The 17,858-nt window shown below is 70.8% G+C and carries 16 protein-coding genes; 8 read left to right on the top strand and 8 right to left on the bottom strand.

Annotated elements, in window-relative coordinates; genetic code table 11:
- Positions 1 to 6: 6 nt before the first annotated feature.
- Together OHN74_RS40185 and OHN74_RS40190 are read right to left on the bottom strand one after the other, a co-directional pair.
- The gene (locus tag OHN74_RS40185) at positions 7 to 1,983 is read right to left on the bottom strand and encodes a phosphatase PAP2 family protein (protein WP_327699493.1); all 1,977 of its coding nucleotides are present in this window, start codon (positions 1,981 to 1,983) and stop codon (positions 7 to 9) included.
- A gap of 216 nt (positions 1,984 to 2,199) precedes the next feature.
- Positions 2,200 to 3,108, bottom strand: a complete 909-nt coding sequence (locus OHN74_RS40190; protein ID WP_327699494.1) for an N-acetylglucosamine kinase — start codon at positions 3,106 to 3,108, stop codon at positions 2,200 to 2,202.
- A 328-nt stretch (positions 3,109 to 3,436) separates the two neighbouring features.
- On the opposite strand from OHN74_RS40190, the gene OHN74_RS40195 reads away from it, so the two are divergent.
- The 6 genes from OHN74_RS40195 to OHN74_RS40220 all read left to right on the top strand — a co-directional run bounded on the left by OHN74_RS40195 (position 3,437) and on the right by OHN74_RS40220 (position 11,724).
- The gene (locus OHN74_RS40195; protein WP_327699495.1) at positions 3,437 to 4,567 is read left to right on the top strand and encodes an ROK family transcriptional regulator; all 1,131 of its coding nucleotides are present in this window, start codon (positions 3,437 to 3,439) and stop codon (positions 4,565 to 4,567) included.
- A 276-nt stretch (positions 4,568 to 4,843) separates the two neighbouring features.
- Positions 4,844 to 6,166: an extracellular solute-binding protein gene (locus OHN74_RS40200; RefSeq protein ID WP_327699496.1), complete on the top strand. Its 1,323-nt coding sequence runs from the start codon at positions 4,844 to 4,846 to the stop codon at positions 6,164 to 6,166.
- Between the two features lie 120 nt (positions 6,167 to 6,286).
- Complete coding sequence (locus tag OHN74_RS40205; protein WP_327699497.1) at positions 6,287 to 7,207, top strand: carbohydrate ABC transporter permease; 921 nt, start codon at positions 6,287 to 6,289, stop codon at positions 7,205 to 7,207.
- Positions 7,204 to 8,106 (top strand): carbohydrate ABC transporter permease, encoded by a 903-nt coding sequence (locus OHN74_RS40210; RefSeq protein ID WP_327699498.1) that lies wholly within the window; start codon positions 7,204 to 7,206, stop codon positions 8,104 to 8,106. The genes OHN74_RS40205 and OHN74_RS40210 overlap by 4 nt, the downstream gene beginning before the upstream one ends.
- 2 nt (positions 8,107 to 8,108) lie before the next feature.
- On the top strand, positions 8,109 to 9,827 hold the full coding sequence (locus tag OHN74_RS40215; protein ID WP_327699499.1) for a hypothetical protein: 1,719 nt from the start codon (positions 8,109 to 8,111) through the stop codon (positions 9,825 to 9,827).
- A 49-nt stretch (positions 9,828 to 9,876) separates the two neighbouring features.
- Positions 9,877 to 11,724: a hypothetical protein gene (locus OHN74_RS40220; protein ID WP_327699500.1), complete on the top strand. Its 1,848-nt coding sequence runs from the start codon at positions 9,877 to 9,879 to the stop codon at positions 11,722 to 11,724.
- Between the two features lie 63 nt (positions 11,725 to 11,787).
- Here the strand turns inward: OHN74_RS40220 and OHN74_RS40225 are convergent, their stop codons facing one another.
- The 3 genes from OHN74_RS40225 to OHN74_RS40235 all read right to left on the bottom strand — a co-directional run bounded on the left by OHN74_RS40225 (position 11,788) and on the right by OHN74_RS40235 (position 14,107).
- Positions 11,788 to 12,477, bottom strand: coding sequence for a nucleoside/nucleotide kinase family protein (locus tag OHN74_RS40225; protein ID WP_327699501.1), 690 nt, complete (start codon positions 12,475 to 12,477; stop codon positions 11,788 to 11,790).
- 13 nt (positions 12,478 to 12,490) lie between these two features.
- Positions 12,491 to 13,609, bottom strand: a complete 1,119-nt coding sequence (locus tag OHN74_RS40230; RefSeq protein ID WP_327699502.1) for a serine hydrolase domain-containing protein — start codon at positions 13,607 to 13,609, stop codon at positions 12,491 to 12,493.
- A gap of 90 nt (positions 13,610 to 13,699) precedes the next feature.
- The gene (locus OHN74_RS40235; protein WP_327699503.1) at positions 13,700 to 14,107 is read right to left on the bottom strand and encodes a TOBE domain-containing protein; all 408 of its coding nucleotides are present in this window, start codon (positions 14,105 to 14,107) and stop codon (positions 13,700 to 13,702) included.
- Positions 14,108 to 14,221: 114 nt separating this feature from the next.
- Between OHN74_RS40235 and OHN74_RS40240 the strand changes: the two genes are divergently transcribed.
- Both OHN74_RS40240 and OHN74_RS40245 read left to right on the top strand, forming a co-directional pair.
- The gene (locus OHN74_RS40240; protein WP_327699504.1) at positions 14,222 to 15,268 is read left to right on the top strand and encodes a permease; all 1,047 of its coding nucleotides are present in this window, start codon (positions 14,222 to 14,224) and stop codon (positions 15,266 to 15,268) included.
- A complete protein-coding gene (locus OHN74_RS40245) occupies positions 15,265 to 16,026 on the top strand; it encodes a TIGR03943 family putative permease subunit (RefSeq protein ID WP_327699505.1) in 762 nt (253 codons plus the stop codon). Before OHN74_RS40240 ends, OHN74_RS40245 begins: the two co-directional genes overlap by 4 nt.
- 21 nt (positions 16,027 to 16,047) lie before the next feature.
- On the opposite strand, the gene rpmF is transcribed toward OHN74_RS40245, so the two are convergent.
- The 3 genes from rpmF to tgmB are packed head-to-tail and all read right to left on the bottom strand — an operon-like array spanning position 16,048 to position 17,854.
- On the bottom strand, positions 16,048 to 16,212 hold the full coding sequence (gene rpmF, locus OHN74_RS40250; RefSeq protein ID WP_327699506.1) for a 50S ribosomal protein L32: 165 nt from the start codon (positions 16,210 to 16,212) through the stop codon (positions 16,048 to 16,050).
- A gap of 55 nt (positions 16,213 to 16,267) precedes the next feature.
- Positions 16,268 to 16,834: a GNAT family N-acetyltransferase gene (locus OHN74_RS40255; protein WP_327699507.1), complete on the bottom strand. Its 567-nt coding sequence runs from the start codon at positions 16,832 to 16,834 to the stop codon at positions 16,268 to 16,270.
- Positions 16,835 to 16,861: 27 nt separating this feature from the next.
- Entirely contained in the window at positions 16,862 to 17,854 is a 993-nt protein-coding gene (gene tgmB, locus OHN74_RS40260; protein ID WP_327699508.1) for an ATP-grasp ribosomal peptide maturase, read from the bottom strand.
- Positions 17,855 to 17,858: the final 4 nt, after the last annotated feature.

The raw sequence follows: 17,858 nt of genomic DNA on the forward strand, positions 1-17,858 counted from the left end.
CGTGCATTACCGCTTCAGGAGTCGTACCGACAGGCCCTTCGCCGTGTAGACGGTCACGGCGCGGAGCTTGTCCGAGTTCAACACGACACGGGCGAAGCGGCCATGGAACGCCGAAGCGGCTATGACGGGGACGACACTGCCCACGGCCGGCGGGTTCTTGGCGTCGAGGGTCAGCGACAGGACGCCGTTCTTCCCCAGTTGCACCTGGCGAGCCACCGTCACGGCCTCCTTGTGACGGTCCTTGCGCAGTGTGACGGCCAGAGTTCCCGCGTCCTGGACGTACGTGCCGTGCAGCTGCACCTGCTCGGTCACCCGCAGTGTCCCGGCCTGCACCCGGACGTCGCCGCGGCCCAGCGCCTGGGGCGAGGCCGACACGAGCGTGCCGGCCTTGAGGACCGTCCCGCCGGCGTAGGTGTTCCGGCCGGTCAGCGTGAGCTTGCCGGTGCCGGTCTTCGTGAGCCTGCCCCGGCCGTCGATGTCGTTGCGCCAGGCGTCGGCCGCACCGAAGCCGTGGGCGGCCGCGTCGAGAGTGACGGTCACGTCGGACTCGAAGGAGCCGTAACCGTCCGCCGCGGCGAACAGGTTGAGCCGCCCCCACTGCTCGAAGCCGTCGAGCAGGACGTACCCGGAGGGCAGCGCGGTCGAGCGCAGCACCGCCCGGCGCTGGTCGGCCGTCAGGTAGGGAAGCCGCGTCTCCAGCAGTACCTCGGCGCCCTTCGGCACGGTCAGCGGCGTCGAGCGGCCCTGCCGGTTCAGGACGTACGTCAGCTTGGGCGTGACCAGGGCGAGGTTCGCGGCCCGGTCGGCGTACTTGTCGTTGGCGTCGGAGTGCGCGTAGGCGAACAGCGTGTCGGCCGTCGTGCCCGTCTTGGCCTGGAAGTACTCGGCGGCCTGCTTGCGCGCGGCGGCCTTGAGCGCGGTGTTCTCCGGCTTGTACAGCACGGCCGCGGCCAGCGCGGTGGCCATGATCCGGCCGCCGATGACGTCGACCGTGGAGTGCATGCCGGACATGATCCGGGTGTGGCTCAGCTCGAAGGCTCGGGTCACGATCTCCTGGAAGCGCTCCGGGACCGCGTACGCGTACGCCAGGGCCGCCAGGTGGAAGGCGTTGGTGTGACCGCTGGGGAAACCGCCGTCCTCGGCCGGGACGTCGCTGCGCTGCCGCAGCAGCTGCGTCACGACGACGACGTCGGAGTCGTAGACCGGGTAACCGAGTCCGTCGACCTGTCCGGTGTCGACGACCTGGCTGTCCTCGTTCATCCGCCACGGGCGCGGGTACTGGAAGGCGAACTTGGCCGGGTTGCTGGAGGTGAAGTCCCCGCGCACGGTGTCGACGAGCTTGGCCACCAGACCGAGGTCCGAGTCGTACGAGCCTGCGCCCAGCGCGGAGCCCGCGGGCGCGTCGGCCGGGACGGCGTCGTTGATCTTGGCCGCCGGGATGCTGTGCGGGGCCGTGGTGATCGAGGTGACCGCCTTGGCGCCCGAGCGGTACAACTCCGCCAGCGGGCCGAGCCCGTTGATGATGGCGTAGCTCTGGTGCTGGCGGTCGTAGACGAAGGCCTCCCTCGCCTGCGCCTCCGTGCGCAGCCCCGTGAGCTGGATGCTGTACCGCACGTTGGCGCGCAGGACCGCGGGCTGCAGGGGTGTGCCCGTGTTCCAGGCGTCACCGGTCTTCCACACCTTCGCGAAGCCGCCGAGGGCGCGGATGACCGCGTTGGTCTCGGGCGTCGAGTTGGCGACGATGTTCGTGCTGTAGTCGTCGACGAACGCGAGAGGCGCGGCGGCGGTGTTCGTGTCGGCCGCCACCGCGAGAGGCGTGGTGGCGGCCTTCGCGTCGGCCGCGGTCAGCCAGCTGACAGCGGTCGGCGCGGCGAGGATACCGGCCGACGCGCCGAGGGAGGTACGAAGGAACCCGCGTCTGTCGACCGCGAGTTCACGGCCACGGGCCGACGGGGTGGCGTGGTGCCCGGCTGCTGACGGCATGCGATGCCTCTCTTGAGTTCTTCGGCCCTGTGGCCGGGTGACGACGTACGGACGGCGGTGCCTCAGGTGCGCATGAGGCACATGAGGTTTACGAGGCCTGTGTGTTGTGTGTTTCCGGAGGAGGAAGCGCACACTACGAGGAGTACGAGCGAAGATCTACGGCCGGAGCATGTACCGATGCCCATGATCCGGCGACCGTGGGACGGCCACGAACTGTCATGCGAGTGAACGAGCCAGTGCCACGGCCCCTTCGACCGGCGGCACCCGCGACGGCCGCAGCCGGGCGCCGGGGACGAGTATGGCAAGTGACGCCAACAAGGCGTCGTGCAGGGCTGGTTGCGCGAGCACCGTACCGCCCGAGACCACCACGTCGTCAACGGGGACCCCACGATCGGCGAGCCGCACCACGAGCGAGGCCAGGGAACGGCCTCCCTCGGCGATCACCTCACCGGCGATCCGGGAGCCACTCGCCGCGGCCTCGAACACCACGGGAGCGTGCCGTCCCCACTCGGCGGAGACATCCTTGGCGCTCTCCAACGCCGCGCCCAGCGCGGGTACTTCACTCACCCCGAACGCGGAGATGAGCCCCTCGGCGAGCACGTCGGGCGCCTCGCCCCGGTCATGGGCGGCCCAGACGGCCCGCGCCGCCTCGCGCACGAGACCCGCGGCCCCGCCTTCGTCGCCGAGGACCGCGCCCCAGCCGCCGACCTGTACGAGAGTGCCGTCGGGGCGCCGTCCCACGGCCACCGAGCCGGTGCCGGCGACCAGCCCGACACCCTTGTCCAGCCCCGCAGCGGGGACCAGCAGTTCGGCGTCGCCGACCACCAGACACGGCACACCGAGACGTCCCTGGAGTACGGAGCGGATCTCCTCGCACTGCCGGGGCGTCTCACAGGCGTGGGCGCCGACGGCCACCGAGAAGGGACGGGCGTCCGCGGGCAGCGCCTCGCGGACCAGGGCGTCCAGCCAGTCGGCGGCGGCCACGGGGTCGTGCGGCCGCCAGCCGCTGCTCGGGCGGACGTGATCGGCGATCGACTCGTCCCCGGCGCGGGCGCGCAGGTGCGTCTTGGTGCCGCCCACGTCGATGCCCACGACGAGCGGGCGTGGGAAGGGGGAGTCCTGCACGGATCCTCTTTCGTCGTTGCGCTGTGGCGCGACGGTGGGCGAACCGTGCCTGGAGCAGGGAAAACCTGTTGTGCAGAAGAGCTAGGGAAGCCCCGGGACGGGCCTCTGAGCGGACACGGCAGGCGAGTACCGTGACATTCGTTAGGAAGTTAACTAACGAAGTACAGTGCGTGTCAAGAGGTATCGCGGACTCGACCGCGGCGGTGGCCCGACCGGGCCGGAACGCGGCGGGAAACCGCGATACCAGGGCGTCCCATCGCCGCATCCCACGACATCGAGCCAACGGGGGAGCGCGGCCTTCGACCTTGGGGAGACTGTGGAACACGACGTGGCGAAGGCCCCCCGCCTGACCGAGAGCGCGAGCGCGGTGTTCGCCGTGCTGGCCGGGGCGGGCACGGCCACCCGGCCCCAGCTCGCGAGTCTGGCGGGCCTGTCGAAGCCGACAGTGTCCTCCGCCGTGGCGGAGCTGGAGAACGCCGGGCTCGCCGCCCACTCGGGCATCGCCTCCGGCGGCACGGGCCGCTCCGCCGCCGTGTACGGACTCGGCCCCGCGGCCGGCTCCGTGCTCGCCGTCGACCTCGGTCCCGCCCTGACCCGGGTGCGCGGCTGCGCCCTGGACGGCACCCTGCTCGCCGAGGCCACCGGCTCCCGCGAGGAGCCCGCCGACGTGGTGCGCGAAGCGCTGTGCGCGCTCCCCGCCGACGCTCCGCTGCGCACCATCGTCGTGGCCGTCGGTGACGTCACCGCGCGCGCCGAGGAGGGCGCCGCGCGTCCGGCGACCGCCAAGGCGGGACCCGTCTTCGACGCGGTGGCCGTGGCGCTGCCGTCCGGAGTGCCCGTCCACCTCGAGAACAACGTCAACTGCGCCGCGCTCGCCGAACTGCACGAGGGCGCGGCGCGCGGCCGGCACACCTTCGGCTATCTGCGGATCGGTGTCGGTATCGGTCTCGGCATCGTCGTGGGCGGCCATGTGCTGGCCGGGGCCAACGGGGCGGCCGGAGAGCTGGCCCGGCTGCCCTACCCCTGGGACGACGACCTGGAGCCCCGCCACGAGGCCCTGGAGGAGTACATCGGCGCCCGCTCCCTGCTGCGCCGGGCCGCCGAGGCCTGGCCGGAATCCGATGGCCTGTGCCCCCGTACCGCCGAGCAGCTGTTCTCGCTGGCCGGACAGGGCGGCGCCACGGCCCGCGCGATCGTCGACCGGCACGCGGTGGACGTGGGCCGGCTGGCCGCCGCCGTGACCGCCGTACTGGACCCCGGGCTGCTCGTCCTGGGCGGCAGTACGGGCGCGTTTCCGCAGCTCCTGCCCGGTGTGCGGGCCGAGCTGGAGCGGCTGAGCTGGCCCACCGAGGTGGTCAGCAGCCAGGTCGGTGATCTCGGCACCGTCGTGGGTGCGGCGCGGCTCGCGGTCGCCAGAGGAGTCCAAACCGTGACCGAGGCGGCGGGGAAGAAGGATTGACGGTTTCGGACTCGGTCTGCCAATGTCCGGACAAGCGCTTTCTAAGTCGGCCGGGACGCCGGCTTGGGGCGAGCCTCCCGCCCGTACTCGACGTACGGCAACCGCACGAGGGCGTGCCCGTGCGGTGACGGCCAGAACGGCTGGGGATCCCGCCCCGCGTGGACGACGCGGCCGGGCGAGGCTGCGCCCCCGGAAGGCAACTTTTCCTGCAAACTGCACCCGTGCCGCCTTGATCGGCGCCGTGCTCTGTCCCCTACCGAAAAAAAGGGATCGAAGATGACCACTGTGGGTGTGCGGCGCTCCCGCCGACTCGGCCGCGGCGGTATGCGCCGCCTGGCTCCCCTCGCTGCCGTTGCCACGGCAGGTGCCCTGCTGCTCTCCGCCTGCGGTGGAGGGTCCGACTCGGGCGGCACGTCCAAGTCGCTGACGTTCTGGATCTCCACGGTTCCGGGACAGGACGCGGGCTGGAAGAAGGTGGTGGCGCAGTACAAGAAGGAAACCGGCGTCGACCTCAAGCTCGTCAACATCCCCTACGACGGCTACACGACGAAGCTGCACAACGCCGCGCAGGCGAACTCCCTGCCCGACGTGGCGGCCGTGCCGGCGCTGGACCCGATCTGGTCGAACAAGCTGATCGACCTCAAGGCGATCGCCAACAACGCGACCAACAAGATCAACGCCAACTTCCTGGCGAAGGACTCGTCCGGGAAGGTGCTGGCCATCCCCTCGGACGTCACCGCGTCCGGCATGTTCATCAACAAGACGCTCTTCGAGAAGGCCGGCGTCTCCTTCCCGACCTCGCCCGCGAAGACCTGGACCTGGACCGACTTCATCAAGGCCGCTGACACGGTCCGGGAGAAGACCAAGGCCAAGTACTCCCTGACGTTCGACCAGTCGCCGTCCAGGCTCCGCGCCATGGTCTACGAGATGGGCGGGCAGTACGTCCACGCGGACGACTCCGGCAAGTTCTCGGTGGACGAGGCGACCAAGAAGGCCGTGAACACCTTCGTCGGATGGAACGACGACAAGACCATGCCGAAGTCGGTGTGGACCAGCGGTGCCGACCCGTCCGCCATGTTCCAGAGCGGTGACGTCGTCGCCTACTGGTCCGGTGTGTGGCAGGTTCCCGCCTTCGCGGACAGCATCAAGAACTTCGAGTGGGCGAGCGTCCCGACTCCGGCGCAGCCGGTGCAGGCCAGCGACGTCAACAGCGGCGGCCTGACGGTGGGCTTCAACAACAACGCCGACGCCTCCGCCGCGGCGACGAAGTTCCTGTCGTGGCTGTACGAGCCGGCCCACTACAAGACGCTGTGCGAGGCGTCCGGGTTCCTGCCGGTCGAGAGCGGTCTGAACCCGACGTACCCCTTCAAGTCCGAGGCGGCGCAGGCGGCGTTCAAGCTCTACAACGAGTCGATCCCGCTCTACGCCCCGATCTCCGGCTACTTCAGCGGCGCGCAGACGAACTGGGTGCTGAAGGGCAAGAGCCTCACCGAGGACCCGACCAAGACGGAACTCGGCAAGGCGATCAACGGCCAGCAGACGGCCGACAAGGCCCTGGAGAACATCGTGGCCGGCTACAACCAGCAGGTCGGCGGCTGATCGTAGGCCAGAGGGCGGGCGGCGGCGTCGACACGCCGCCGCCCGCCCCGAGCGCCCGCGCAATGCCGGGCTCATGGTGTGAGCCACCGGAATCCATTCCACCAGCACGGAGTCAGGAAGATGACAAAACGCGCCCCGGACGTGTCCGCGAGCCGGCCGAGCCCGTCCAGGAGACGCAGTAAGTACACGCTTGCGCCGCTCGTCCTCATCGCGGCCAACGTCGTGCTCTTCTCGCTGTTCTTCGTCTGGCCGGCGGTGATCGGGCTCGTCTACTCGTTCACGAACTACACGGGAGTGGGGGCGTTCCAGTACATCGGACTGGACAACTACCACAACCTGTTCGGGGACTCCACGTTCTACGACGCGCTGAGCCGGACGCTTCTGTACGCCGTGCTCTTCGTACCGCTGAACTTCGTGGTCTCGCTGCTCGCCGCCAACCTGGTGGTGAGCAAGAACGCCAAGGGCGGGTCGGTCGCGCGCGTCATCTTCTTCATCCCGTGGCTGCTGTCGCCCATCGTCGTGGGTGTCCTGTGGCGGTGGATGTTCGGTGAGAACTTCGGACTGGTCAACTACGTCATCGAGAAGTTCGGCGGCGGCGCCGTTCCGTGGCAGTCGGACGCGGACCTGTCGCTGCTGGTCGTGGTGTTCGCCGCATCCTGGGCCTGGACGGGCTTCTCGATGCTGCTGTTCATCGCGGCGATCAAGAACGTACCGGTGTCCTACTACGAGGCGGCCTCGCTCGACGGCGCCGGCCCCTGGCGCCAGTTCTTCAGCATCACGCTGCCGAGCATCGCGCCCACCTCGTTCATCGTGATCCTGCTCAACACGATCAACGCCATGAAGGAATACCCGGTGTTCGTCGCCCTCAACAACGGCGGCCCCGGCACCTCGAACAACCTGCTCGTCCAGTACATCTACGAGACCGGCTTCAAACGGGGCCAGATCGGCTACGCGAGCGCCGCGTCGTTCGTGCTCATGCTCATCCTGATGGCCGTCGCGATCGTCCAGCTGATCGTCAACCGGCGGGTGGAGAACCGATGACAACCACAGACATGCCGCGCCCGCTCGACGCCGACGCCAAACGGCCCACCGCCAAGAAGCGGCCCCGCAGGGCGGTCGGCGGCGGCCTCCGACGGGCGATCGCCCCGACGACACTGCTGTGGATCATGGCGTGCCTGTACGGGTTCCCGGTGCTGTGGTTCATCCTCAGCTCCCTCAAGCCGTCCAGCGACCTGTTCTCCTATCCGCTGACGCTGGTTCCGCACGACCCCACCCTGTCGGGCTTCAAGGCGGCGTGGGACAGCGCCAACTTCTCCCAGTACTTCATCAACACGGCCATCGTGTGCGTGATCACGACGATCCTCACGGTGGGCGTCAGCTGCTGCACCGGGTACGCGCTGGCCAAGTACGACAACCGATGGCTCAAGGCGTTCTTCATCTGCATCCTGGCCACCACGATGCTGCCGGGCGAGGTCATGCTCGCCCCCGAGTTCCTGGTGGTCCGCAACCTCGGCCTCTACAACTCGTTCGCCGGCATCATCCTCCCGGCCGTGCTCACCGCGACCGGCTGCTTCATGTTCCGCCAGTTCTTCCTGACGGTTCCCGACGAACTCGTGGAAGCCGCGCGCATCGACGGCGCACGTGAGCTGGCGATCTTCGCGCGGATCATGGTGCCGATCTCCCGGCCCATCATGCTGACCCTCGCCATCCTGTCCTTCCAGTGGCGCTGGAACGACTACATCTGGCCGCTGCTGATGCTCAACGACCCCAACAAGTTCACCGTGCAGATCGGCATCCAGAGCATCGTCGGCGCGCAGAACATCAACTGGTCGGTGCTGCTCGGCGCGTCGGTCATCTCCATGATCCCGCTGATCCTCGTCTTCCTGGTCTTCCAGCGCTACGTCATGGGCGCCGACATCAACGCCGGACTGAAGGACTGACCGTGCTCACCCCGCTCGACCACGAGTTCGTCCGGTCGGCGGCCCGCGCCGCCGACCGGCAGGCCGCGCCGCTGGCGGCCCGCCCCGACGAGGAACCCGCCGGTGTGCCGCACCGTGGTCTGGCGCGGCGGGTGAAGACCCTGGTCGCGGCATACCGTTCCCCGGACTCGGCACTGCACGGCAGCGGGCAGGCCGTCGCCGCCGCGACGACCCACCTGCGTGCCCTGCGGGCCACACAGACCAGCACCGGCCTCTTCGCCGGCGGCGACAACGTGCAGTCACCGCCGGACTCCGGCTTCACCGTCAACGACGTGTGCGACGCGCACGTCCTCGCCGCCGGCGCGGGGCCGGAACTGCGCGATGTCACGGCCGCGCTCGCCGAGATCGCAGGCGCCGCCTCCGGCAGTCTCCTCACCGGCGGGGTGCACACCCCGAACCACCGCTGGGAGCTGTCGGCGGCACTGGCCCGGCTGCACCGGTCGTTCCCGGACGACCGGCTCCTCGACCGCGTCGAGGAGTGGCTCGCCGAGGGCGTCGACATCGATGCGGACGGCCTGTACTCGGAGCGCAGCGCCAACTACGCGGCCCACGTCTCCAACCCGTCGCTGCTCCTGCTGGCCGAGGTCCTCGGCCGCGCCGACCTGCTGTACGCCGTCGAACGCAACCTCGCCACCACCCTGGACCTCATCAGGCCGGACGGCACGGTGGAGACCGTCCACTCGCGACGGCAGGACCAGAACCACCCGTTCCCGCTGGCCCCCTACCTGCCGCACTACCGGCTGCTCGCGATCCGCACCGGCCGCGGCGACTTCGCCCGGGCGGCCCGGCTGGCGGAGGCCGACGGCATCGACGACCCCGACCTGCTGGCCGAGACCCTCCTCACCCCGGACCTGTGCCGCCCTCTGCCGGCCCCGGCCGCGGAGCCCCTTCCGCGCGACCGGTACCTCACCACCGCCCGCCTCGCCACCCGAGCCTCGGCCACCGCGCACACGGTGGTGTACGGCGGCTCCGACGTGCCCGAGCACCGGCGCATCCGCTCGGGCCTCGCCTGCAACCCCACCTTCCTGCGCCTGTTCGCCGGGGACGCCGTCCTCGACGCGGTCCGTCTCTCGCGGGGGTTCTTCGACCTTGGCCCCTTCCGCGCCGCCGACATGGAGCAGTCCGCCGACAACAGCTACCGGCTCACCCAAACCCTCACAGCCGCCTACTACCAGCCGCTCCCGAAGGACGAGAGGCGGGACGACGCCGTCTACCGGCTGGTGGACGACGGACGCTTCTCGGCCTCGATGGCCTTCCCGGACCGGCCCCGGGACGAGGTCTCCCACACGACCCGCGTCGAGGTGGACCTGCGGGAGGACGGTGCCGACCTGCGGATCGACATCAGCGGACCACGGGTGCCCTGGGCCCTGGAACTGACCTTCCGGCCGGGCGGAGTGCCGGCGGGCGCCGTACCGATCGGCGACGGACGCTGGTGCCTGACGAGCGGACCGATGACCTACCGGGTCGGTGACGACGAGATCCGGGTCGAGGTCGACGTCGAGGCAGGCGAACCGCTCGCCGGCCCGGACCGGAGCGACGTACTGCGCTACGACCCGGGCCAGGACTACACCGTGGCGGGCGGCACCGACGCGACGACCGGGAACCGCGTCTGCATCGGTGGACTCGGCCCCCACACACTGACCGTCGCACTGCGTGCCCGCCGGCCCACAGCCGTCGTGTGACTCCGACGAACCACGCCATGGCCACCCCAGGCACGAAGGGCTCAGCGCATTGCATCTCCCGCACCAGCGAGGGGCGTTGCACGATCTTCCGGCGACTCCGGCGGACTACGACGCCGTCCTGACCGCCGTCGCGGGTGAGGCGCTCACTCGCCTCACCCGCGACGGTAACCTCGAACACCCCGACTGTGTCGACGACATCGGCGACACCTCCCTCGGTATCACCTCGCTGCTGGCCCTCGCCTGGCAGCGCGACAAGGACCCGCGTCTGCCGGAGGCGGTGGCCCGAAGCCTCGCCTTCCACCTCCGGGAGCGGGTCTACACCGAGGACAACCCCGGCTACCCGAATCTGAGGGTCCGCAACTCCGGTCTGCCGTACGCCCGTTACGTACTGGAGTCCGGCGCCCACCCCATCGGCGACTGGCCGAGCACGGTGTGGGCGCTGCTCCAGGCGGTGAACGTCCTGGACGCGGCCGAGGGGCTCGTCGCCGACGAACAGCGCGTGGAACTCGTCGAGTTGGCGCACGGCTACTGGCGCTGGCTGACCGAGGCGACCTTCTTCAACCCGCAGGAGGCCGGCAACCAGGCCATCGGCTGCGTCGTCGGCGGCCTGATGCTGGCACCCCATCTCCCCCCGGAAGACGGGCAGTCGGTACGTTCGCGCGCGATCTCGTTGTACGTCGACGAGATCCGCGCCCACCGGGTGAGCGACCGGGGCGCGGCCCTGCCGCCCGAGCACGGCGGCGCCTACGACAACAACTACGGCCCGATCTCCCTCTCCTTCCTGGCCCAGGCCCACCGGGTCAGTGGCGAGGAGATCTTCGCCGAGGACGGCGAGGCGCTGGCCCGCTACATCGACGCCCGCCTGACGAACGGCGGCTACGACAACGGCGGCCCCCGCTACAGCGAACAGCACTCCGCCTTCGAATCGGTCCTGGGCCTGCGCTACTTCGGCCACCGCATCGGCGCCGACCTCGGCCGCTACCGGGGCGACAGCCGCTGGGCCCGCCACGCGGTGAAGCCGGACGGCGGCGTCGACGGCCACTTCGCGTGGATGCTCATCTGGCAGATCCAGGACACCACCCCCTGGCACCGCACCCCCTCGACCGAGCCGCTGCGTCACCAACTCCGCGCGGGCACCGTCTCGGTGGCCTTCGACGACAGGATGACCCCGTCACTGGTCGAGGCGGCGGGCACGTACTACCTCCCGGCGGCCGTCGACCGCCAGCACGGCTTCGGCCCGGTGACGGACGGCTTCCTGCTCTGCCGCCCGATGGGCGAGGTCCGGGTACGCGACCTGCGCACCGCCGGTCTCGCGGCCAAGCTGGTCACCAAGCCCGTCGTCGGCCGCGACCACGTCCTGCGCCACACCCGGTCCCTGTACGTCACGGACGGCACGACCCTGTGGGTCACCGTCGCCGTCGAACACCTCGACGGGACCCCGTACCTGCTCGCCGGCCTCCCGTACGCCACGGACGACGGGGACAAGGTGCGCCGGACGGCCGAACCCGCCGACGTGGCCTCCGCGGGCCCGCTGCGCCTGACACACCCCCGGGCGAAGGGCGCGGACCACTTCGACGCCCGCGCGGAGACGACCCAGGAACAGGCGGCCTTCGCCCTCGCGGCCGACCCGCGCGGCTACGGCAACCCCGACGAGGGCTGGCGCCATCTGGTCAGCTCCACCGCGCTGGAGGCCGACCCGGCGCCCGGCGCACCGGAGGGGCTGAGCGTCTTCGCCGTACGCTACGGCGATGACGCCGACGCCGGGTTCGCGCCGGCCTTCGAGGCCACGCCTGAAGGTCTGCGGGTGTGCACCGAGGCGTTCACGGCAGTCATCGGCGAGGTGGCGGGCGACGCCCACGGCGAACCGGAGCTGACGGTCACCGGCCGAGAAGGCTGAGCAGGACCGCACAGGACGTACGACGCCGAGCGGCTCACCCGCGCGCTGCTCGGCGTCGTCGTGTCACCCGGCGGCCGGGTACCGCAGCGATCCCGGCAGCACCAGATCCGCCCGGTCCCGGGTCGCGGCGACCAGGTCGGCGTTGCGCTGGTCCGTGCCCCGCACCCATGCGACCGCCGTGTCGTGGTCCTTGCCGAACTCCTCGTGCCGGGCGACGAGCCGGCGGACACGCTCGCCCTCGTCCAGCTCGCAGAACCACACCTCGTCGAGCTGGGACCGTACCCGCGCCCACGAACCCTCCGCCAGCAGGAGGTAGTTGCCCTCGGTGACGACAAGCCGCGCCGACGGCAACACCGGGATCGCACCGCCGATCGGCTGCTCCAGCACCCGTTCGAACCCCGGCGCGTAGACGATCTCCCCCTCGCGGCCCTCGCCCGCTTCCTCACGCAGCCGCCGCAGCAGCGCCGCGTACCCCGCCGCGTCGAACGTCTCCGGCGCGCCCTTGCGGTCCCGCAGGCCCAGCCGCTCCAGCTCGACGTCGGCGAGATGGAACCCGTCCATCGGCACATGGGCGACCCAGGGCGCGCCGTCGCCGTTCAGTGCCCGGACGAGCCGCTCGGCGAGCGTCGTCTTGCCCGCGCCGGGACTCCCGGCGACACCGAGCACGGCACGCCGGTCGTCCCTGACCAGCTTCCGGGCCCGGCCGAGGAGGTCGTCGAAGGTGAGTGCGGGGGAGGTGAAGGGGTGTTCCACGCGGCAGATTCTCTCACCCGGACAGCCCTTCGTAGGCGGCCGCCAGGATCAGGAAGGCCCGGTCGTCGCCGAGTCCGTCAGCGTCGAGCATGCGGTTCATGACGTACGCCACCGTCAGGCGCGCGTCCATGTCGACCAGGACCATCGAGCCGCCCCAGCCACCCCAGGAACACGTGCGGGGGTTGGGGAGCTGGCCGCCGCCCAGGCCGTACCCCATGCCCCAGCGCATGGGCATGCCCAGGACCGAGTCCGTCCCGGCGAACTGTTCCTCCAGAGCGCGTTCACAGCCTGCCTCCGACAACAGCCGTACACCGCGTGCGGTGCCGCCGCAGGCCAGGACCGACTGGACGGCGGCGACCGAGCGGGCGTTGCCGTGGCCGTTCACGGCGGGAATCCCGGCGCGTCGCCAGGCCTCGGTGTTCGCGGTCCGAGGCGGGAGAGGCGGGTTGCCGGGGCGGTCGGCCGACAGGGCCCGGTCCGGGTCGAGCGGACGCCTGGGCGGGGGAATCACGGGCGCGACGCGATGGTCGTGCTCGGCGGACAGCCCGATGTGGAAGTCGGCGCCCAGCGGCCCGGCGATCTCCTCGGCGAAGAAGGCACCCAGGGTGCGGCCGGTGACCCGGCGGACCACCTCGCCGACGAGGTAGCCGTAGGTGATGGCGTGGTAGCCGCCCTCGGTGCCGGGTTTCCAGGCCGGGGCCTGGGCGGCGAGGCGGGCGGTGGCGGTCGGCCAGTCGTAGAGGTCCTCGACCGTCATCGGCTCGTCCCAGGTGGGCAGGCCCGCCGTGTGACCCAGCAGGTGCCGTACCAGGACGTCGTCCTTGCCGTTCGCGGCGAACTCGGGCCAGTAGCGGGCGACCGGCGCGTCCAGGTCCAGGTCACCCCGGTCGGCCAGGACCAGGGCGGACAGTGCCGTCATCGTCTTCGTCGTGGACCACGTGTTGATGATCGTGTCGCGTTCCCACGGCACGGTACGGGCCTCGTCGATGTGGCCGCCCCACAGGTCGACCACCGGTTCGCCGTCGAGGAACACCGCCACGGACGCGCCCACGTCCTTGTCGTCGAGCGAGGCCGCCAAAGCCTCGCGTACGGGGGCGAACTGGTCGGTGCACGTGCCGGATGTCTCCACCATGCCGCGACCGTAGCCAGGCCCTCGCCGACACGGCCACCGATTATTTCCGGACCTGCGCCCGGCCCGTGCGCACCCGGCCGGACGTCCGGGTCATGTCCGGTCGATGTGCACGCTCGTCGACTTCACCCGGGCCGTCGCCTCCACACCGACTTCGAGGCCCAGCTCCTCCACTGCCTCCCGGGTCAGCAGCGACACCAGCCGGTGGGGGCCCGCCTGGATCTCGACCTGAGCGGCGACATCGCCGAGTTTCACGGCCGTGACGATGCCGGGGAAGGCGTTGCGGGCGGAAGTGTACGACGGCTCCTCCTCGCCGGAGCCGGTGCCCGCGCCGGAGTTGGCCAGCTCGATCGAGAAGGCGGCCAGATCCCGTCCGTCGATCAGCCGCCGTCCGCCTTCGTCGCGGTGGGTCTTCACCCGGCCCGCGTCCGCCCACCGCCTCGCGGTGTCGGGGCTCACGCCCAGCAGACGGGCGGCCTGACCAATGGTGTAGGACTGCATACGCGCCAACCTAACTCGTTCCCCGATCTCGCAAAATGAGCAACCGTGCCCGTCCCGGCGTACTGAAGTGGTGGGGACGCACGCAATACAGCCACGCCCGGAGGTACCTCACCCGTGAGCATCACCAAAGCTGCCCCGCCCGGGGCCGGCCACCGCGACACGGAGGCTCCGCCGGACGGGGCGAAGGACGGTGCTCAGGGCGGGCAACAGGGCTGGCAGTTCAGCTCGCCGCTCGTTCTGACCATGCTGCTGATCCTGGTGGTCTCTCTGCAGGGGCCGATCCGCCGGGCGGTGTCCGCGCCGGTGATGCAGAGCTGGATGACGGTGTTCGTCGCCGTCGTCGTACAGGCCCTGCCCTTCCTCGTCCTCGGGGTGCTGCTGTCCGCCATGCTCGCGGTGTTCGTGCCGCCGTCCTTCTTCGTCCGCGCCCTGCCCGGCCGGCCCGCCCTCGCGGTGCCGGTCGCGGGGATGGCCGGAGCGATCCTGCCCGGCTGCGAGTGCGCGTCCGTGCCGGTGGCCGGCGCGCTGGTACGGCGGGGTGTCGCCCCCGCGGCGGCGCTGGCGTTCCTGCTCTCCGCTCCGGCGATCAACCCGATCGTGCTGACCGCGACAGCCATCGCGTTCCCCGGCAATCCGGAGATGGTCGTCGCCCGGTTCGTCGCGAGCCTGCTCGTGGCGTGCGCGATGGGCTGGCTCTGGCAGCGCCTCGGCCGCACCGACTGGCTCCGCCCGCCGGCCCACCCCTCGGACGAGGGCCTCGGCAAGGGCGCCGCGTTCTGGAGCTCGGTACGGCACGACGTGATGCACGCGGGCGGCTTCCTGGTCGTCGGCGCGATGGCCGCCGCCACCCTGAAGGCCGTGGTGCCGGCGAGCTGGCTGAGCCTCGCGGCGGACAACCCGGTGGTGTCGGTCCTCGCGCTCGCCGTCCTCGCGGTGCTGCTGTCGATCTGCTCGGAGGCGGACGCTTTCGTCGCCGCGTCCCTGACCCAGTTCTCGCTCACGGCCAGGCTGGCGTTCCTGGTGGTCGGCCCGATGATCGACCTGAAGCTGTTCGCCATGCAGACGGCGACCTTCGGCCGCGGATTCGCCCTCCGCTTCGCACCGGCCACCTTCGTCATGGCCGTGGCGTCGGCGGTCCTCGTCGGGGCGGTGCTCCTGTGAACCGGCAGGCACAGGCGGTCGTCCTGTTCCTCGTCGGCGGAGCGATGGTGCACGCGGGCACCACCGACCTCTACCTGCGTTACGTCAAGGCCGGGCTCCAGCCGATGGTCGTCGGCGCGGGCGTGGTGCTGATGCTGGCCGCGCTGGCGACGGTCTGGTACGAGCGGAGAGGTTCAAATCCCGTCGCCGGCAAGGAAGTCCACGCCCACGACCAGGAGGGTCAGGTCCACGACCGGGAGGGTCACGTCCACCGTGAACCGCGTGTCTCCTGGCTCCTGGTCCTGCCCCTGTTCGCGCTGATCCTGGTGGCCCCGCCCGCCCTGGGCTCCTACAGCGCCCTGCGCACGGGTACGGCCCTCCAGGCACCGCTGGCCTACCCGCCCCTGCCCTCGGGTGACCCCGTACGCCTCAGCCTGGTCGACTACGCGGGCCGCGCGGCCTACGACCACGGACGCTCGCTGGGCAACCGGCGGATCGCGATCACCGGGTTCGTCGCACTCGACGGCAAGGGCACCCCGTACCTCGTGCGGATGGCCCTCAACTGCTGCGCGGCCGACGCCCAGCCGGTCAAGGTCGGTCTGACCGGCCGGATCCCCCCGGTGCTGCAACCGGACACCTGGCTCGAACTCACCGGCACGTACAGCGACCGGCAGGTCAAGGACCCGGTGAACAAGGGACGTATCCCGTTCTTCGACATCGCCGAGGCCAAGCCGGTGCCGACCCCGCGCGACCCGTACGACGAGAGCTGGAACAACTGAGGCCCGGACCGGGGGCGCCGGTCAGGGCTGGATGAGTCCGCGCTCGTACGCCTTGACCAGCCGCTGCGGAACCATGTGCGCGACCCCGTCGACGGTGACCTGCACCAGCTGGGTCGTGGTCGCCTTCCACTGGGAGCGGCGGTGGCGGGTGTTGCTGCGGGACATCTTCCGCTTGGGAACGGCCATGGGAATCCTCCTCGGTTGGCAAGCGAGACAGGACGCTACATGAAAATGGATCCCATTAACAGTTGAGGACGGTCGGGCCGGTGGAGCCGGCGGAGGGGGACAGGAACACCACGACGTCGGACTCCGCGCCGGGCAGCGGCTCCGGCTCCCGCCAGCCCGTCCGGCGGTAGAACGCCACCGTCTCGTGGGCCTGGTCCCAGGTGAGCAGCCATGCCCTGCCACCCGGTGCGGCCGAGGTGAGCGTGGACAGGAGCCGCCGCCCCAGTCCGGTGCCCCGGGCGTCGGCCCGTACCCCCAGCTCGTCGATCTCGAAGGCGCCCACCAGCAACGCGTCGACACGCTCCGCGCCGAGCAGTTCGCTCACCTTGCCGTACGCGCGGTCGGTGCGGAACGGGGCCTCGGTGGTCCAACCCGTGACGAACCCCTGTATCCCGCCGTCGTCCGCGAAGGAGACGGCGGCACGGAAGCCGGCGCGGTGCGCGTCCGTCGCCAGCCGCTCGTGGAAACGTGCCCGGGTCTCGTCGGGGTCCCGGTCGCTCCACGGTGGGGCGGTGAAGATCTCGACGTACGCATCGGTGAGTTCGTCGGCGATGGTGAGAATGTCGGGTCCGAAAGTCCGCATGGGGAGTAAACGTACAGTGACGCCAGCTCAGGGAGCCATGCGCACGGAGCCCTGCGGGTCATGGGGATACGGCGGTGTCTGTTGGCCTTCCCCGGCCAGCCAGTCGGCGACGCACCGGGCTATCGGCTGCCCGGTGTCCATCTCGACGAAGCCGAACTGGCCCGACTGGTTGCATTCGAGGAACCACCAGACGCCGTCGGGATCCTCCGCGAAGTCGAAGGCCCCATAGGCGAGTTCGGCGCCCCGCAGATACCGGTGAACGGCCTCGGCGACAGGCGGCGGCACGTCGACCGGACGCCACGGCTCGTCCGAGGGTGCGAAGCGGACATCGATGTCGTCAGGGTGCGCGTCGGGTGCGACGGCTTTGCGGGCGGCGAGGATCCGGTCGCCGACCGCCGTCAGACGGATGTCGGCCCGTTTGTCGACCCGGCGTTGCAGCAGGGTGGGCCCGAAGGCGACGGCGGTGAAGTCGACATCGGGCGCCACCCTGCTCGTCGGCACCACTCTGGGTGGCTCCTGCGGATGCGATCCGGAGACCGGCTTGACGACCAGATCGGGAAAACGCAGCGCGAAATCCCGGGCGGCCTGCGGGAACGTGGTGATCAGCGTGGCCGGTACGGGGAGCCTGCTGCGCTGCGCGAGATGCAGCTGCCAGGGCTTGTGGCGGGCCCGGGCGGCGGCGTCGGGGTGGTTCATCCAGCGCGCGCCGGTGCCCCGGAGCATGCCGTAGAAGGCCTGCGAGGCCTCCTCGGTGAGCCAGCCGGAGGGCACGGCGGCCCGCGCCCCCGGAACCCCGGGCCTGCGCAGCCAGACGGACCGCAGCCCTTCCATGCTCAACGCCCTGCCGCCGGCGGAGAGATGCCCGCGGAAGGCACCGTTCACGTACTCGCCGGACAGGGCGACCTCGCCGGGCAGATCGGCGGGATCGAGCCGGACCACGGGGATGCCGGTGCTGTTCAGCCGGGCCACCACCAGATCCGCCGTCACATCCTCCTCGGACGTCAGAACCAGGACCGTCATCGCG

It is taken from the genome of Streptomyces sp. NBC_00459 (genome assembly GCF_036013955.1).
GTDB lineage: Bacteria > Actinomycetota > Actinomycetes > Streptomycetales > Streptomycetaceae > Streptomyces.

What these genes read in the sequence shown, in the direction of transcription:
- OHN74_RS40185 (WP_327699493.1), bottom strand. Translation starts at nt 1,983, where the DNA reads ATGCCGTCAGCAGCCGGGCACCACGCCACCCCGTCGGCCCGTGGCCGT.
- OHN74_RS40200 (WP_327699496.1), top strand. Translation starts at nt 4,844, where the DNA reads ATGACCACTGTGGGTGTGCGGCGCTCCCGCCGACTCGGCCGCGGCGGT.
- OHN74_RS40205 (WP_327699497.1), top strand. Translation starts at nt 6,287, where the DNA reads ATGACAAAACGCGCCCCGGACGTGTCCGCGAGCCGGCCGAGCCCGTCC.
- OHN74_RS40210 (WP_327699498.1), top strand. Translation starts at nt 7,204, where the DNA reads ATGACAACCACAGACATGCCGCGCCCGCTCGACGCCGACGCCAAACGG.
- OHN74_RS40230 (WP_327699502.1), bottom strand. Translation starts at nt 13,609, where the DNA reads ATGGTGGAGACATCCGGCACGTGCACCGACCAGTTCGCCCCCGTACGC.
- OHN74_RS40235 (WP_327699503.1), bottom strand. Translation starts at nt 14,107, where the DNA reads ATGCAGTCCTACACCATTGGTCAGGCCGCCCGTCTGCTGGGCGTGAGC.
- rpmF (WP_327699506.1), bottom strand. Translation starts at nt 16,212, where the DNA reads ATGGCCGTTCCCAAGCGGAAGATGTCCCGCAGCAACACCCGCCACCGC.
- OHN74_RS40255 (WP_327699507.1), bottom strand. Translation starts at nt 16,834, where the DNA reads ATGCGGACTTTCGGACCCGACATTCTCACCATCGCCGACGAACTCACC.
- tgmB (WP_327699508.1), bottom strand. Translation starts at nt 17,854, where the DNA reads ATGACGGTCCTGGTTCTGACGTCCGAGGAGGATGTGACGGCGGATCTG.